At 68.5% G+C, this 17,029-nt stretch carries 11 protein-coding genes and 1 pseudogene; 8 read left to right on the top strand and 4 right to left on the bottom strand.

All coding sequences use genetic code 11. From position 1 onward, the window contains the following. The first annotated feature begins 216 nt into the window (after window positions 1-216). Entirely contained in the window at window positions 217-687 is a 471-nt protein-coding gene (locus QE444_RS08905) for a helix-turn-helix domain-containing protein (RefSeq protein ID WP_309737950.1), read from the top strand. Between the two features lie 132 nt (window positions 688-819). On the opposite strand, the gene QE444_RS08900 is transcribed toward QE444_RS08905, so the two are convergent. After that, entirely contained in the window at window positions 820-1,938 is a 1,119-nt protein-coding gene (locus QE444_RS08900; RefSeq protein WP_309737948.1) for a hypothetical protein, read from the bottom strand. A gap of 131 nt (window positions 1,939-2,069) precedes the next feature. On the opposite strand from QE444_RS08900, the gene QE444_RS08895 reads away from it, so the two are divergent. From QE444_RS08895 to QE444_RS08875, 5 genes are all read left to right on the top strand, one after another. Beyond that, on the top strand, window positions 2,070-2,375 hold the full coding sequence (locus tag QE444_RS08895; RefSeq protein ID WP_187978667.1) for a nucleotide pyrophosphohydrolase: 306 nt from the start codon (window positions 2,070-2,072) through the stop codon (window positions 2,373-2,375). Continuing rightward, window positions 2,372-3,127 (top strand): methyltransferase domain-containing protein, encoded by a 756-nt coding sequence (locus QE444_RS08890; protein ID WP_187978666.1) that lies wholly within the window; start codon window positions 2,372-2,374, stop codon window positions 3,125-3,127. Before QE444_RS08895 ends, QE444_RS08890 begins: the two co-directional genes overlap by 4 nt. A gap of 47 nt (window positions 3,128-3,174) precedes the next feature. Then, window positions 3,175-3,786: a DUF4136 domain-containing protein gene (locus tag QE444_RS08885; RefSeq protein WP_187978665.1), complete on the top strand. Its 612-nt coding sequence runs from the start codon at window positions 3,175-3,177 to the stop codon at window positions 3,784-3,786. 62 nt (window positions 3,787-3,848) lie between these two features. Then, window positions 3,849-4,433, top strand: a complete 585-nt coding sequence (locus QE444_RS08880) for a DUF4136 domain-containing protein (RefSeq protein ID WP_187978664.1) — start codon at window positions 3,849-3,851, stop codon at window positions 4,431-4,433. Between the two features lie 161 nt (window positions 4,434-4,594). Then, window positions 4,595-7,129, top strand: coding sequence for an EAL domain-containing protein (locus QE444_RS08875; RefSeq protein WP_309737947.1), 2,535 nt, complete (start codon window positions 4,595-4,597; stop codon window positions 7,127-7,129). A gap of 597 nt (window positions 7,130-7,726) precedes the next feature. Here QE444_RS08875 and nirD read toward each other — a convergent pair. Then, entirely contained in the window at window positions 7,727-8,083 is a 357-nt protein-coding gene (gene nirD / locus QE444_RS08870) for a nitrite reductase small subunit NirD (protein ID WP_273862666.1), read from the bottom strand. A 2-nt stretch (window positions 8,084-8,085) separates the two neighbouring features. Then, a complete protein-coding gene (gene nirB / locus QE444_RS08865) occupies window positions 8,086-10,635 on the bottom strand; it encodes a nitrite reductase large subunit NirB (protein ID WP_273862667.1) in 2,550 nt (849 codons plus the stop codon). A gap of 582 nt (window positions 10,636-11,217) precedes the next feature. Here nirB and QE444_RS08860 point away from each other — a divergent pair. Then, window positions 11,218-15,251 (top strand): annotated as a pseudogene (locus QE444_RS08860) (molybdopterin-dependent oxidoreductase). 9 nt (window positions 15,252-15,260) lie between these two features. Here QE444_RS08860 and QE444_RS08855 read toward each other — a convergent pair. Continuing rightward, window positions 15,261-15,869 carry a TetR/AcrR family transcriptional regulator gene (locus QE444_RS08855; RefSeq protein ID WP_273862669.1) on the bottom strand — a complete coding sequence of 203 codons (609 nt, stop codon included), beginning with the start codon at window positions 15,867-15,869 and terminating at the stop codon, window positions 15,261-15,263. Between the two features lie 144 nt (window positions 15,870-16,013). On the opposite strand from QE444_RS08855, the gene QE444_RS08850 reads away from it, so the two are divergent. Next, on the top strand, window positions 16,014-17,024 hold the full coding sequence (locus QE444_RS08850; RefSeq protein WP_309737943.1) for a hypothetical protein: 1,011 nt from the start codon (window positions 16,014-16,016) through the stop codon (window positions 17,022-17,024). The last annotated feature ends 5 nt before the right edge of the window (window positions 17,025-17,029 follow it).

Here is a 17,029-nt window from a genome sequence, read left to right as displayed (position 1 = left end):
TGTGGAAATCCCTGGACGGTTTTCACCGCGTGTAGCCGGTGTAGAGTGGATGGACAGGGAAGACCCTGTCAGGAGACGGGCTTCCGCTCTTCCCTGTCAGCGAGGCCGTCAGGTCCCTGTCACCTCGCTGTCAGGCTGCTGTCGGGTTGTCGTCGTGTCGGACAGAGGGCCTTGCGGCTAGGCTTTTGCTCGTCCACCACCGCTGGAGAAACCGAGATGCAACTGCCCAACAAAATCAAGGAACACCGCCTGGCCCGAGCGTGGTCGCAAGAGCAGCTCGCTGAACTCGCGGGCATAAGCACCCGTACGGTGCAACGCATCGAAAATGGCGAGCAGGCCAGTCTGGAGACCCTGAGCGCCCTGGCTGCCGTTCTGGAAATCAGCGTTGCCGACCTGACAGGTCAAGCCACTCAAGCAGTGGGATCCGCTGCAGACGAGCGAATCGCGAATGCCCGTGAACAGGTCGCCGCCGAGATCGGCTTCTATTGGCAGGTGCTGCGCGGCATGGTCATCTGTGTCTTTCTCTATGTGCTCAATCGCGCGACCTCGCCTGAGAGCCACTGGTCCCTGTGGGTCGCCGCCATCTGGGGAATTCTGTTACTGGGTCGTGGCATCCAGACCTTCTTCCTGCGCGACAGGATCGCCCTCTGGCAGTACGCCCGGCTGCAAAAGCTCTTGCGGAAGTAGGAAAAGCCACCGATCGGCACCAGCGTTAGGCGCAGCTGAACCGCCTAGCTGGTCATGGCGCTGCTACTGGGCAGCCAGACCTTCGAGGCAGGCGGCGCTGTTGGGCTTCGCTGCGCTCAGCGCCAACCTACGTCAGCGGGGCAGGAGGTCCACCAATGGCCCTGGGTGCTTGCGGACCTCGGCGTAGGGCACCAGGGTGCCACCGGGTTCGTCGCAGCTCCGGGCAGCGCGGAAGAAGGTCGGGCCCAGGTAAAGGCCCTTGGGCGTCAGATACCAGGGCGCGAATTGCCAGACGTCGGCGCTGCGATAGTCGCAGCCGTCGCCGTCGGCGGGCGCCTGCATCAGTTGCGGATACAGGCGGGTGAACAGCCGGATCACCCAGGGCGCCAGGGTCTGTTGCCTATAGTCTGCCAGGGCCTGGGAATAGCGATCCTCCGGCTGCGGACGAATCGGCTGGCCGTGGCCCAACCAGAGAAAATCCTCCAGCGCCAGCTCCTCGCCGGTCTGCAGATCCAGGGTCAGGGGCGCGCTGCCGAAATCCGGGTGAGCCGCGCCGCTGCAGCTGTACTGGCTGAACAGATTGACGCTGAGCACCCGCTCGCTGAGCAGCTGCGGGGTCACCTCCAGGCTGTGCTCGCCGTCAGTGCCGATGCAGCTCAGGTGGGCATCGACCTCCGCCCAGAGGCGTTCGCGCAGTACGGCATTGGCTGCCTCGCTGGCACCCTCCACGGTGAACAGCCGCATGCCCGAGACCGGCTCGCGCCACCAGCGCAGGCCCCGGCCCATGAAGGTCTGGCGCTCGCCCTGTTCCAGCCTGAGTCCCTGCAGGCGGCGATACTCATAGGGATCGCCCTGGCGCAATTTCTGCCGATAGCGATCCGCTGCCGCGGACTGCCCCGGTTGCAGCGGCGCCAGGGCGAGCGGCAGGGTCTTGCCGGCACCGCTCCAGGTGCCGGTCCAGGAACCATCCTTGCCGCGCGTCAGTGACCAGCTGGCCTTGGGACCGTCCTGCCAGGGCGCACCCTCCTCCAGCTTGAGCCGGTCGCCCGATTGCGCCGGACCGCTCAGGCGCAGGTCGCGGCGATAGCGGTCGTAGAAGTAGCGGCCATAGGCTTCGTCGTTGGCGGTGGAATCGACCTCCACCACCACTCGGACCTGGCCCAGGGTGCCCTCCAAGAGCAGCTTTTCGGCATGGGCGACGCCAGTGGTCAACAGCAGGGCCAAGCCCAGTCCGGTCAGGCAAGATTTCATCAGGGCTCCAGCAACCAGGGTGTCGGTGATGGGCCCCAGGGTAGAACAGCGGCGTCAGGCTGTCGCGCAGGCCGGCGGACGACAGCCGTCTCGCCATGGGAGAATGGCGTTTTGTCGACCCCCGGACGCCCATGGACCTCCCTGCCCTGCTCACCCGCCTGCACGCGATCCGCGATGCCAACGCCTGGCGCCGCTATCACAATCCCAAGAATCTGGCGATGGCCGCCAGCGTCGAGATGGCCGAGCTGGTGGAGATCTTCCAGTGGAAGAGCGATGCCGAAGCCCGCACCTTGAGCGCCGCCGAGCGCGAACACGCCGGCCAGGAAATCGCCGACGTGCTGCTCTATCTGCTGCAACTGGGCAGCGAACTGGAGCTGGACGTGGAGCAGGCGGTGCTGGCCAAGCTGGCCGACAACGAGAGGCGTTTCCTGCCGTGACCGATACCTTCTTCGACGACCGCGCCACCCGTTTCGCCGCCAACATCTATGGCGGCACCAAGGGCGCCATCCGCCTGGCCGTGCTGCAGGCGGATCTGGCCGAGGTACTGCCCGCGCGGCCGCTGCGGGTGCTGGACATCGGCGCCGGGCTCGGCCACATGAGTCTCTGGCTGGCGCAGCAGGGCCATGCCGTGACCCTGGCCGAGCCCTCGGCGCCCATGCTGGCCGGGGCCCAGGAGGCGTTCGCCGCCGCCGGACTCGACGCCGACTGGCTGGCGCTGCCCTGGCAGGAGTTGCCCGCCTTCGCCGAGCCCTTCGACCTGGTGCTCTGCCACGCGGTGCTGGAATGGCTGGAGACGCCCCCGGCGATCCTGCCTACGCTGCAACGCTGCCTGGCCCCGGACGGCTGGCTGTCGCTGGCCTTCTACAACCGCGACGCCCTGATCTATCGCAACCTGCTCAAGGGGCATTTTCGCAAACTCCGGCAGGGTGACTACGCCGGCGCGGGCCAACGCGGCCTGACGCCGCAACGGCCGCTTGATCCGCGCGAGGTCGAGGCCTGGCTGGCGGCAGACTGGCAGGTTCGGGCGCGCAGTGGCGTCCGGGTCTTTCACGACTACATGCCGCCGGAATTCCAGACCCGTGCCGACGGCGAGGAGCTGGTGGCCATGGAACTGGCCCACCGACGGCACCCGGCTTTCGCGGGCCTGGGGCGCTATCTGCATTGGCTCTGCCAAGCTAAGGCAGGATGACGTAGGGCGCGGTATGCTCTGGCCAGCATTCCTCCGAGGAACCGGTCATGCGTCACCCCCTGCTCTGCCTGTCGCTCGCGCTGCTCGCCCTGGCCGGTTGCCAGACGCCCAATCCCTATGTCGCCAGCAGCCTGCCAGAGGCGTCGCTCCCGGTATTGCCGCAGCAGGATCCGGCGGCCTATCCGCCGGCACCGCGTGACTGGAGTCGCTATCGCACCTGGAGCTGGGCACCGGGCGCCGCGGTGGTCAGCGGCGGCCTGGATGGCCAGACCGTGCAGCAGGCGGTGGCCGATGGTCTCGACCAGCGCGGCTTGCGGCCCGCCATCGGCGGTGCCCGCGCCGATCTGCAGGTACGCGCCCGCCTGACCCAGCAGCAGCGCAGCGAGCAATACACCGACTACTACGACACCAGCTACGGCTACGGCGGCTACGGGCCCTATGGCTACGGCCCCGGCTATGGCGCCACGGTCGGCCAGGCGCGGACCCGCACCCGGACCTTCCTGGTCGACGTGCTGGAGGTGGAATTGCTCGATCCCGCCACCGGCCAGGTGCTCTGGCACTCGGCCGCCGAGCAGGCCAGCAACGGCAACAGCGGCGAACGCGCGCGCACCCTGCGCGAGACCACCCGCCGCCTGCTGGCCAACTATCCGCCGAGCTGAAGGGATAAGTGGCCCTTAAGCCAGTCCAAGCAGACTAGCGCGCTCACCTCAGAGGATCGCCCATGAAACGTTGTCTCCTGCTGCTTGCGGTCCTCTTGCTGGCAGCCTGCGCAGAGCGCGGCCCGCGCAATCTGGACTATGACGCCAGCCGTGATTTCGCCGCCTATCGCAGCTGGGGCTGGGCGGACCCGGCCATCGAGTACCGCCCCAACGATCCGCGGGTGCGCAGCGATCTCACCGAGCAGCGCCTGCGCGATTCGGTGAGCAGCGGCCTCGACCAGCGCGGGCTGCGCCCAGCGGCGGCGGGCACGCGCCCGGATCTGAAGCTCAAGCTCTATGTGATCCTCGACCAGCGCCAGCAGAGCTACAGCTATGCCGATCCCTACTGGGGTCCGGGCTGGGGCGGTCCCTGGGGCTCCGCCTGGGGTCCCGGCCCCTGGGGACCAAGCTATGTGCGCACCCAGACCGTCACCTACCCGGTGATGACGGTCCAGCTCGACATGCTCGATGGCCGTGACGGCAAGCTGGTCTGGCGTGCCAGCGAAGAGCGCCTGCTGGACGATCAGAACGCCACGCCCAGCCAACGCAGCGCCGCCTTCAGCCGTCTGATCAACGAGCTGCTGGTCAGCTATCCACCGCGGCCTTGAACGGTCGACCGTCCGGGCAGCTCAGCGCTGCCCCTGGTCAGGCCGCGAGCAGACGGCTGGGTGATGGTGGCGGATAATGGCCGCTGGCCAGGCACCCCTCGCGCCGTCCTTGGCCACCTCGCGGGAATCCTGACCGTCGTCCAGCACCGCCCAGGTTCACCATGCCGTCCACGCCCATCGCCACCCGCCGCAGCCACAACCTGCTGCTGCGCCTCTTTCCGGTCATCTGCGCCCTGCCGATCCTGCTCGGCCTCGGCTGCTACCTGCTGATCAGGACCGCCACCAGCCAGGACGCCGACGTCCAGCAACGCGCCCGCACCTACATCGACCGCACCCTGGTGCAGGTCGAAAACGAGATCGGCCACAACATCATCAACTACGCCAAGTGGGGTGAGGCCTACAAGCACCTGCACCTGGCGGTCGACCTCTTCTGGGCCAACGACGAGCGCAACGTCGGCGACATCCCCTATGAGCTCTATGGCTACAACGGGGTCTTCGTGCTGGATCCGCAGGATCGTACCGTCTATGCGGTGATCGATGGCCGGCCGACGGAGCGCGCGGCGGCGCAATGGCTCGAAGGCGATCTGGCCGGCCTGCTGGCGGCCACCCGCCAGCGTCCTGGCGAGACCGAGAGCCTGGTACGGGTGCTGAGCGTGGGTGGTGTCCCGGCGCTGGTCGCCGCGGCCACCATCACGCCCGGCGCGAGCTACAGCGTGGCCCCGGGTCCCGGCGCCCCGTCGGTGATGCTGTTCGTCAACGTGCTCGATCCGGACACCCTGGCCCATCTCAGCGATACCTATGGCTTGCCGCGACTCGAGGCGTCGCGGGTGCCCCTGGTCGATCATGAAACGCTGCGCTTCCTGGATTCACCGCTGCTGCTCAACTGGCAACCGCCGCAACCCGGCGCCCAGCTCCTGCACCGCACCCTGCCGGTCTTTCTGGCCGGGGTGCTGCTGCTCGGGCTGGTGCTGGCCCTGCTGATCCGCCATGCGCTGAATTCGGCGCGGCAGCTCGACCAACAGTTCGATGCCCTGATCGCCAGCCAGGCCGAACTGAGTCGCAGCGAAAGGCGCTTTCGCGAACTCGCCGAGGCCGCCTCCGACTGGCTGTGGGAAAGCGATGCCGCGGGCCGCATCACCTATCTGTCCGAACGCTTCGCCCGCATCACCGGGCATACGCCCGGCAGTTGGCTCGGGCGGCCGCTGGCGGAGCTGTTCAGCAGCGAGACGACCCCGCTGGCTGCCTGGCTCCAGGGCAATGCCCGCCAGCTCGACGAGCGCCAGGTGCTGCGCTGCCATTATCGCGACCGCCTGGGTCACTCCCGGATCTGCGAGATCACCGCCCGGCCGCTGCCCAAGGACGCTGGCTTTCGCGGCACCGCCAGTGACATCACCGCCGCGGTCAATGCCCAGGCGGAAATCGAACACCTGTCGCAACATGACAGCCTGACCGGCCTGGCCAATCGCCTGCAATTGCAGCACTACCTGGCGCGCAAGTTGACGCAAGCCAGGACCCCGCTGACGCTGCTCAGCCTGGACCTGGATCGTTTCAAGCCGGTCAACGACAGCCTCGGCCACGCCGCCGGCGATCGGGTGCTGCAGGAAATCGCCCGGCGTCTGCAGGCCAGTCTGAGACCTGGCGGCCTGGTGGCGCGCCTGGGCGGCGACGAATTCATCGTGGTGCTGCTCGGTCACCTGGATGTGGCAACCGTCGACCAGATCTGTGCGCGGCTGGTGAATGCCATCGGCCGACCCATCCTGCTGGAGGAACAGTCGGTCAGCGTCGGCACCAGCATCGGCATCGCCCAGGCGCCGGAGCAGGCCAGCCAGGTCGAGGACCTGCTGCGCCTGGCGGATATCGCGCTGTACCAGGCCAAGGCCGCGGGCCGCAACGGCTGGTGCTTCCATGCCCCGGCGATGGACGCCCAGCTCAGCCAGCGGCGTGACCTGGAACAGGAGCTGCGCCAGGCGCTGGCGCTCGACCAGCTGCGCCTGGGTTACCTGCCCCGGCGGAGCGCCGCCGAGGGTCGGCTGAACGCCATCGAGGTCCGGCTGCACTGGGCCCACCCGCAGCGCGGCCTGCTACCGCCGGAGGTCCTCCTGCCCCTGGCCGAGGAGACCGGACTCAGCGTTCCCCTGGAATTCTGGTTGCTGGACAACGCCTGTCACGCTGCCGCGACCTGGCCCGCGCCACTGCGGCTGATCATCAATCTTTCCGCGCGTCCGTTCGCCGATGGCGAGGCCCTGGTGGCGGCGGTCGCCCGCGCCTTGCAGACAAGCGGCCTGGCAGCGGACCGCCTGGAGCTGCAACTGCCCGAGGCGCTGTTGCAGGCAGACAGCGCCCCGATGTTGATGCCGCTCAAGGCGCTGGGCGTGCGCCTGAGTCTGGCCGACTTCGGCCGAGGTTCTAGCGCCCTGGAGGGGCTGCGCCACCCCGTGCTGGATGGCATCAGCCTGGATAGCCGACTGGTCGCGCACCTGGAAGACCAGCAGGTCGATGCCGCCATCGTCCAGGCTCTGACTGGCCTGGGACGAACCCTGGGCCTCAGGGTGACGGCGACGGGCGTGGAGACGCCCGGCCAGTTGGCCTGGCTGCAGGCGCAGCATTGCGATGAGGTCCAGGGGGCCCTGTTCGGTCCCTCTTTGACTGACCGCGAGCTGGCAGCGCTGCTGGCAACCGACCTGCAGGCGGGTTGACGACCTAAAGGCGCTCCAGCCACCCCAGATCGCCCCCTCTGGCCGGAACCGGATAGCAGCCATAGGGTGCATATCCGTGGGTACAGACCGGATCGGCGCGCAGGGCGAGTTCGCCCACCGGTTACGCGCGCCAGCCCTCCAACAGGGCGATAGCGGCCAGGGCCGAGAGCAGGGCGATGAACAGCGCGGAGCGAATTGTTCTTGTCAGGCGCATGGTGACCTCCGGCGGGACGATGACCAGGATCGGCAGACAGCGTCCCCGCTCCTTGAGTATCGTCCCCCGGCAGTCATTTCGCCGCCCGGCGCAGGTCCCGATTGCGCAAAGCTGCACTGCGGCAGCTGCAACAATGGGGATAGCGGTATTCGGCGGGGAACCCGGACAAGGCGGCGCCGTTGTCCAGGCTACGCGCGAAGCCCCGCCCCGCTCCGGACCGTCCTCTCTCCCTCCGGCAGAGGGTTGGGGTGAGGGTCACTTGGTATTGCGTCAGCTATTCCCGGACAAGGCTGCGCCGTTGTCCAGGCTACGCGCGAAGCCCGCCCCACTCCGGACCGCTCCCTCTCCCTCCGGGAGCGGGTTGGGGTGAGGGCCAAGCCGCCTCAGGCGATCTCCACTCGCTCGCCATTCAGTCGTACCGTCCAGATGGGCAGGGCCTGCTCGGGATACTCCAGGCAGCCGCCGTCCGCCAGCCGGAAGTGCTGCTTGTACAGCGGCGAGGCGATCACCAGATCCGCGCCCAGCTGGCCGACGATGCCGCGGCCGATGACGTTGGCGCCGGACTTGGGATCGCGATTGCCCACGGCAAAGACCTTCTGCTCGGTCTCCGGCAGGTAGAACAGCGCTACCTGCTCACCCTCGTGCAGGGCCACCACACCGGACTGGGGCACCAGGTCGGCCAGGCTGCACAGGGGTTGCCAGCGGGGCTCCAGGGCGCGGGCGGTATTGGTCTGGGTCATGGTCAGGCTTCCTCGGTCAGGTTGATCAGGTGCAGTTCGCCATGGCGAGCCGGCCGGCGCTGGCCGCGTTCCTTGACGAAGTGGATGTCCGGGTCGTTGCCGCGCTGGTTGACGAAGGTACGGAAGCGCTTGAGCTTGTCGGGATCGTTCAGGGCGTTGGCCCATTCGCATTCGTAGCGATCTACCACCAGCTGCATCTGGGCTTCCAGTTCGGCGCCCAGGCCCAGGCTGTCCTCGATGATCACCTGCTTGAGGTAGTCCAGCCCGCCCTCCAGCGACTCGCGCCACACCGAGGTGCGCTGCAGACGGTCGGCGGTGCGGATGTAGAACATCAGCAGCCGGTCGATGTAGCGGATCAGGGTTTCGTCATCCAGGTCGGTGGCGAACAGCTCGGCGTGGCGCGGGCGCATGCCGCCATTGCCGCAGACATAGAGATTCCAGCCGTTCTCGGTGGCGATCACGCCGATGTCCTTGCTTTGCGCCTCGGCGCATTCGCGGGTGCAGCCGCTGACGGCGAACTTGAGCTTGTGCGGCGCGCGCAGGCCCTTGTAGCGGTGCTCGATGTCCAGCGCCATCTTGACGCTGTCCTGCACCCCGTAGCGGCACCAGGTACTGCCCACGCAGCTCTTCACCGTGCGGGTGGACTTGCCGTAGGCATGGCCGGTTTCGAAGCCGGCGGCGATCAGCTCGCCCCAGATGTCCGGCAGCTCGTGCAACTGGGCGCCAAAGAGGTCGATGCGCTGGCCGCCGGTGATCTTGGTGTAGAGATCGTATTTCTTCGCCACCTGGCCGATGGCGATCAGGCCTTCCGGGCTGATCTCGCCGCCCGGGATGCGCGGTACCACCGAATAGGTACCGTTCTTCTGCATGTTGGCCATGAAGGTGTCGTTGGTGTCCTGCAGCGGCACCAGGTGCGGATCGGTAATGGGGGCGTTCCAACAGGAGGCCAGGACGTTGGCTACCGCCGGCTTGCAGATGTCGCAACCATGCTGGCCGCGGCCGTGGCGCGCCAGGAGCTCGTCGAAACTCTGGATGCCTTCAACCCGCACCAGGTGATAGAGCTCCTGGCGGGTGTGGGCGAAGTGTTCGCAGAGACTCTTGTCGACCTCGACGCCGCGGGCGATCAGCTCGTGCTCGAACACCTGCTTGACCAGCGCCGCGCAGCCGCCGCAACCGGTGGCGGCCTTGGTGCAGCTCTTGATGCCGGCGAGGTCGGTGCAGCCGGCGTCAATGGCGGCGCAGACCGCGCCCTTGGTGACGTTGTGGCAGGAGCAGAGGGTGGCGGTGGCCGGCAGGGCATCGGCGCCCAGGGTCGGGGCGCCCTCGCCCACCGGCATGATCAGGCTGGCCGGATCCTGGGGCAGCGGGATGCCGTTCTGGGCGTATTGCAGCAGGGTGTCGTAGTAGCTGTTGTCGCCCACCAGCACGGCGCCGAGGACGTGCTTGCCGTCGGCGGAGACCACCAGGCGGCGGTAGCTGGCGCTGGCTTCGTCGATGTAGCGATAGCTGCGCGCGCCGGGGGTGGCGCCGTGGGCATCGCCGATGGAGCCCACGTCCACGCCCAGCAGCTTGAGCTTGGTGGACATGTCGGCGCCGGTGAAGGGCGTGGCCTGGCCATGGCAGAGGGTGGCGGCCACCAGGCGCGCCATCTGGTAGCCCGGGGCGACCAAGCCGAAGATGCTGCCGTTCCAGGCGGCGCATTCGCCGATGGCATGGATGAAGGGATCGCTGGTCAGGCAGCCGTTGTCCACCGCCACCCCGCCGCGGGCGCCGAGTTCCAGGCCGCAGTTGCGGGCCAGGGCGTCCTGGGGCCGGATGCCGGCGGAAAACAGGATCAGGTCGGTCTCGAGGAAATCCTCGCCGGCGAAGTTCATGCGGTAGCGATACTCGCTGCCGGCGGTGATGTTCTGGGTGGCCTTGGACAGATGCACGCCCACGCCCAGGTCCTCGATGCGCTGCCTGAGCGCGGCGCCACCGAGGTCATCCAGCTGCACCGGCATCAGCCGCGGGGCGAATTCCACCACATGGGCCTCCAGACCCAGGGATTTCAGCGCATTGGCCGCTTCCAGGCCGAGCAGGCCGCCGCCCACCACCACGCCGCGGCGCGCCCTGGCGGCGGCCAGGCGGATGGTGTCCAGGTCGTCCAGGGTGCGATAGACCAGGCGTGAGTCGCCTTCGGCGCCCTCGATGGGCGGCACGAAGGGATAGGAGCCGGTGGCCAGTACCAGGCGGTCGTAGCCAAAGGCACCCTCGGGCGTCAGTACCTCGCGCTGCTCGCGGTCGATGGCGGTCACCGCGCAGCCCAGATGCAGCACCAGGCCGGGCACGGCATAGAGGCCGGCTTCGCTCATGGCCAGGGATTCGGCGTCGCGACCGGCGAAGTACTCGGAGAGATGGACCCGGTCATAGGCGCGCTGACGCTCTTCGCCGAAGACATGGATCTCGTAGTGGTCCAGGGCGCCGGCCGCCAGCAGCTGCTCGACGAGGTGATGGCCGACCATGCCGTTGCCGACGACGATCAGGCGTTCTTTGCGGGTCACGATGCTGTTCATGGAGGCTATCCCCCGGCCGAGGCCAATCAGGTTGATTCGCGGCAAATAAAAAGGCGCCTGAAACCTTGCGGTCTCAGGCGCCTTTGCCTGTTCTGGTAGGGAGGAGCCCTTGGCTCTGCTCCATGCCCGTCGCCTGCGGTGGCTGTCGATCGCCGTTGATCGACCGGGCGACCCGAATGTGCGGGTCTGTCAGGGCTTTTGCATCGGCTGTGCCAGTTCCGCCTGATCGCCCGAAGATCCGCCGCTGGCGCGGGCTGCGGCCTGCCGAGTGGCTTGCCGGAGGCTGTCCGAACGCCCGCCGAGCAGAACCACAACGGTGCAAGAGCGGGCCGGCCTGCCCCGTCACGGCGCATCGCGACCCCCACCGCCGTGGCCTCGGCCAGCGCCACCGGCACCCCGCCAGAGCAGTAGGAATGCGCCCCCCGCGCGCGCCGGGCCAAGCTGGCGCGAGCCTTGCTAAATCCTCAGCATGGAGCGGTCAACGCCGATCGCTTCCTTTCACGACAAAGGCGCCGTGTTCGCCTCCCTCCGGGGAGCGCGACCGGCGCCTTTTCGCTTTCTGGTTTTCGAAGGATCCTTGCCATGGCCACTACCCACATCAAGAGCGTCTGCCCCTACTGCGGCGTCGGCTGCGGGATCCTCATGCAGGTGGAAGACGGTCGGATCACCAAGGTCAGCGGCGATCGCGACCACCCCGCCAATCGCGGTCGGCTCTGCACCAAGGGCAGCACCAGCCACCAGGCGCTGGTGGACAGCGGACGCATGGAGCAGGCCTATGTCCGCCACGACCGTTCCCACGAACCGGTGCAGACCGGGCTGGACCAGGCCATCGCCGCCACCGCCGAACGCCTGCGCGCCATCCTCGACCGCGACGGACCCGACGCCATCGCCTTCTATGTGTCCGGGCAGCTGTCGCTGGAAGCCCAGTACCTGGCGAGCAAGCTGGCGCGGGGTTTCATCGGCACCAACCAGCTCGAATCCAATTCCCGCCTGTGCATGGCCAGTGCCGGCACCGGTTACAAGCTGTCCCTCGGCGCCGACGGTCCGCCCGGCTCCTATGACGACCTCGATCGCGCCGACCTCTTCCTGGTCAGCGGCGCCAACATGGCCGACTGTCATCCCATTCTCTTTCTGCGGCTGCTGGATCGGGTCAAGCGCGGCGCCAAGCTGATCGTGATAGATCCGCGGCGCACCGCCACCGCCGAGAAGGCCGATCTCTTCCTGCAACTGCGTCCGGGCACCGATCTGCTGCTGCTCAGCGGCCTGCTGCATCTGCTGCACGCCGAGGGCCATGTAGACGAAGCCTTTATCGCCGCCCATACCGAAGGTTGGGCGGCGATGCCCGAGTTTCTTGCCGACTACACCCCGGCACGGGTGGCCGCGGGGACCGGGCTGACCGAGGCGGACATCCGCACCGCCGCGCGCTGGATCGGCGAGGCCGGCGAATGGACCAGCCTCTGGACCATGGGCCTGAACCAGAGCACCCACGGCACCTGGAGCACCAATGCCCTGTGCAACCTGCACCTGGCCACCGGCAAGATCTGCCGCCCCGGCAGCGGTCCCTTTTCCCTGACCGGCCAGCCCAATGCCATGGGCGGGCGCGAGATGGGCTACATGGGGCCCGGCCTGCCCGGCCAGCGCAGCCTGCTGTCCGCCGCCGACCGCACCTTCGTCGAGCGGGCCTGGGGCATCCCCGAAGGCACCCTGCATACCCGCCTGGGCCAGGGCACCGTCGCCCTGTTCGAGGACCTGGCCGCCGGCACCGTCAAGGCCTGCTGGATCATCTGCACCAACCCGGTGGCCAGCGTGGCCAATCGCGAAACGGTCATCCGCGGGTTGCAGGCCGCCGAACTGGTGATCACCCAGGACGCCTTTCTCGACACCGAGACCAACAACTACGCCGACATCCTCCTGCCCGCCGCGCTCTGGGCGGAGGCCGACGGGGTCATGATCAATTCCGAGCGCAACCTGACCCTGGCACCCCAGGCCGTCACCCCGCCCGGCGCGGCCCGCGCCGACTGGCGGATCATCGCCGACGTGGCCTGCGCCCTGGGCTATGGCGAACACTTCAGCTACGCCTCGGCCGCCGAGGTGTTCGACGAGATCCGGCAATTCCACAACCCCCAGACCGGCTACGACATCCGCGGCGCCAGCCATGCCCGGCTGCGCGAGACGCCGCTGCAATGGCCCTGCCCCAGCGCGGAGAGCGATCCGCGCCAGCCGATCCGCTATCGCAACGACGGCCGCAGCCAGACCCTGCGCCTGGACGAAACCGCGGCGAACCGACCGCACTCAACTTCGCCACCCCCAGCGGCAAGGCGCAATTCTTCGCCCGCCCGCACCTGGACCCGGCCGAACTGCCCGATGCCGACTACCCCTTCGTGCTCAACACCGGGCGTCTGCAGCACCAGTGGCATACGCTCACCAAGACCGGCAAGATCGCCGCCCTGAACCGCCTCAATCCGGCGCCCTTCGTGGAAGTGCATCCCCAGGATGCCGAGGCTTTGGGCCTGGCGCAGGGCGACCGCCTGGAGATCACCTCACGCCGCGGCCGCGCGGTGCTGCCGGTGACCGTCAGCGACCGGGTCCAGCCCGGCAACTGCTTCGCGCCCTTTCACTGGGCCGACGTCCAGGGCAGCGACCTGGCCATCAACGCCGTCACCAGCGACGCCGTCGATCCGCTCTCGCTGCAACCGGAACTCAAGGTCTGCGCGGTGCGCCTGACCCGCGTCGCCACCATTCCCCATCGCCAGCTGCCGGCCGACGAGCCTGTCACGGGGAGCGCCCGGCTGCCTGCCCTGGCGCGGCTGGCCGAGCTCACCGGGGTCGCGACTGCGGTACGGCCCCAGCTCAGCGCGGCCGAACGCACCTACCTGGCCGGCTTCATGGACGGTCTGCGCGACGGCGCGACCCAGGGCGTGCCCTGCCTGCCGGCCCAGGCGCCGCTGGCCGCCGACACCCGCCTCTGGCTCGACGGCCTGCTCGCCGGGTTGTTCAGCCGCCTGCCGGAAAGCCAGCCCGCCGGCCTGGCCATGGCCCCCACCGCGCCGGCCGATCTGGTGGTGCTCTGGGCCTCCCAGACCGGTAACGCCGAAGCCCTGGCCGAGCACTGCGTCGCCCGCCTGTGCCAGGCCGGTCTCAGCGTGGAACTGCACGACATGGCCGCCTATGCCGTGGAACGCCTGACCGGTGCCCGCCGCGTCCTGCTGGTGAGCAGCACCTTTGGCGATGGCGAAGCGCCGGACAATGGCCAGGCCTTCTGGCAGGGCCTCAATCGCCTCGACGCCTCCCTGGCCGAACTGAACTACGCCGTGCTGGCCCTGGGCGATTCCACCTACGAGCAATTCTGCGGCCATGGCCAGCGCCTCGACGCCCGCCTGGCCGACCTCGGCGCCCGGCGCCTCTGCCCGCGCCTGGACTGCGACGCCGATGGCCTCGACGGCGCCGACGCCTGGCTGACCGCCCTGCAGGCGCAACTGGCACCTCAGGCCGAGCACGTGCCCATCGCCAGTTCAGCCACGACCAGCCGCCCGACGGCGGTGCCCGCGCGGCTGGTCATCAACCAGAGACTCAACAGTGCCGGGTCCAACAAGGAGGTGCGGCTATTCGGTTTCGAGTCCGAGCAACCGCTGGCCTACGAGGCTGGCGACGCCCTGAGCGTGATGGCGCGCAACTGCCCGGAGCTGGTCGAGGAGGTCCTCGCCCTCGCCGGGCTGGACGGCGAACAGCCGGTCGCCGTGGCCAAGGTCGGCGAGCTGTCGCTGCGCCAGGCGCTGAGCGAACACTACGAGATCGCCCGCCCCAACCCCGAGACCCTGGCGCTGATCGCCGAGCGCAGCGGCAGTGCCGATTGCCGCGCCCTGCTGGGCGACCGGGACGAACTCAAGCGCTGGCTCTGGGGCCGGCAACTGGCCGATGTGCTGGCCCGCTTTCCCGCCCGCCACGACGCCCGCGAGTTGCTCGGCAGCCTCAAGCGCCTGCAGCCGCGCCTCTACTCCATCGCCTCCAGCCCCCTGGCCCATGCCGGCCAAGTGCACCTCACCGTCTCGGCGGTGCGCTACGGTAAGCGCAAGGGCGTGGCCTCCAGCTTTCTCGCCGACCGCCTGGGCGAGGCCGCCACCGAGGTGCATATCCAGCCTTCGCGCCATTTCCGCCTGCCGGACCAGGGCGACGTCCCGCTGATCATGATCGGCCCCGGCACCGGCATCGCGCCCTTCCGCGGCTTTCTTCACGAGCGCCGCACCCGGGGCGACCAGGGCCGCAACTGGCTGTTCTTTGGCGAGCAGCACGCCGCCCACGACTTCTACTACCGCGACGAACTGGAAGCCTTCCAGCGCGATGGCCTGCTGAACGAACTGAGCCTGGCCTTCTCCCGCGACCAGGCCGAAAAGATCTATGTGCAGGATCGGCTGCGCGAACGCGGTGCCGACGTCTGGCGCTGGCTGCAGGACGGCGCCCGCGTCTATGTCTGCGGCGACGCCAGCCGCATGGCCAAGGACGTCGACCAGGCCCTGCGCCAGGTGGTGGCGACCCATGGCCATCTCAGCGACGAGGCCGCCAGCGAGTACCTGCGCGGGATGAGCGAACAGAAGCGCTATCTGAAGGACGTCTACTAGCGCCGCCGGCTACAGCACCGCGCGCACCAGGCGGGTGAAGGCCTCGATGGCCTCGCGCTCGCCCAGCGCCCCGCGCACCACGGCCGCGGCCAGGGCCTCGCCGGCGCCGACCAGACCGATGCAGGACACCTGCAACTCCGCGGTGGATCTTTTGCTGTGCGGCGTGAGCACCGCCGTCACCATCTGGGTGCCATGTTCCAGCAACTCCTGGTACACCGCGGTCTTTTCCTCGCTCCCCGCCAGCGCCGCCGCCACTACGCCGACTTCACCCTGCATGTCGGTCACGCAGCGGATGTAGCCCTCGGCCAGCGCCGCGGTGGCTTCTTCGGCGCCCTGCTGCCGGGCGGTCATGGCCTGGCGAAAGGCATCCATCTGCGCCAGATCGAGCCAGCGATAGAGCTCGATGAGCAGCCCCGAGCGAGTACCGAAATGCTCGTAGACGACCGGTTTGGAGACGCCCGCCTGCACGGCCAGATAGCCCAGGGTCAGGCGATCCGCACCTTCTTCCCGAACGATGACCCGCGCCGTGTCCAGCAATTGCTGACGCCGGGCTGCCTTGGAGAGACGCCGTCCGGTCCCTTCGGAGACCGGTTTTTCAGGGATGGATCGCGCTGCCATTGGTCACGTCTTCTTGCAAACCTACTAAAGGTAGGTTAATCCTGAACTGGAACCTACACATGGTAGGTTAATGCGGAGAACAGCCCGTGGCAATCGGCTGTGCGGTCTCCGGAACCTCAGCACTGCAACGAAGAGGACAGCATCATGCCACTGCAACCCATACTCTTTGCCGGCGGTTCGGGCACGGTAGGCCGCCAGGCCGTCCACTGGTTCCGCCAGCGCCAGCCTGACTGGCCGCTGCTGGTCGGCGGCCGCAACCTCGCCACGGCCGAGGATGTCGCCCAGGCCGCCAGCCAGGCCCGGGCGGTGCGCCTGGATCTCGACCAGCCGGGGCTGGGACTGGACCCCGCGCTCACCCCGGCAGCCATGATCATGCTGGCACCGGATCAGGCCCTGCACGGCTTGCGCCTCGCCCAGCACCTGGGCATCCCCTATCTCAATGCCAACACCGGCGTCACCGAACTGGGGCCGGAGGTCGCCCAGTTCATGCACCGCCCCGCCGCCCATGCCCTGGTGCTGTCCAGCCACTGGGCCTCGGGCGCCGCCCTGGCGCTGGCACTCGATCTCGCCCGCCGCTTCACCCGGGTCGCGGCCATCGGTATAGAGGTCTTGCTGGATGAGGCGGACCCGGCCGGTCCCCTGGCCTGGGAGGACATGGAGCGGGTGCACAGCACGGCACCCGCTGCCCTGGCCTTCCATCATGGACGCCGCGCCTGGCTGAGCGGTGCCGACCTGCAGGGCAGCGTTACGGCGCTGGACGGTCGCACGCTGGCCGCCACGGCCTTCGGCTCCATCGATCTGCTCAGTCTCCGGGCCGCCACCGCCGCCCCGGAGCTCCGCTTCGACATCGCCATGGGCGAGTCCTCCAGCCGGCGGCGGGGCGCGGAAACAGCGGCCGAGATCGCGGTCAGGGTGAGCGGTGAAAGGGACGGCCAGACCACCGGCGCACGCGCCGTGCTGGAATTCAACCAGGGGCAGGCCTCGCTGACCGCCCTCGGGCTGGTGCTGTCGCTGGAGCGGGTGCTGGGCCTGGCGGGCGGTGAACCCCTGCCGGCGGGTCTCTATATGCCCGAACACCTCTGGGCGGCCGAGTGGTTTCTGCAGGAGTTGCAACGGGAGGGCGCGGTGATCCATCGCCAGACGGATGGGCACTGACGGCG

Source organism: Pseudomonas sp. SORGH_AS_0199 (genome assembly GCF_031453735.1).
Taxonomy (GTDB): Bacteria; Pseudomonadota; Gammaproteobacteria; order Pseudomonadales; family Pseudomonadaceae; genus Chryseomonas; species Chryseomonas aestiva.
The sequence above is the reverse complement of the archived record's forward strand: the minus strand, read 5'-3'. Positions and strand labels throughout refer to the sequence as shown.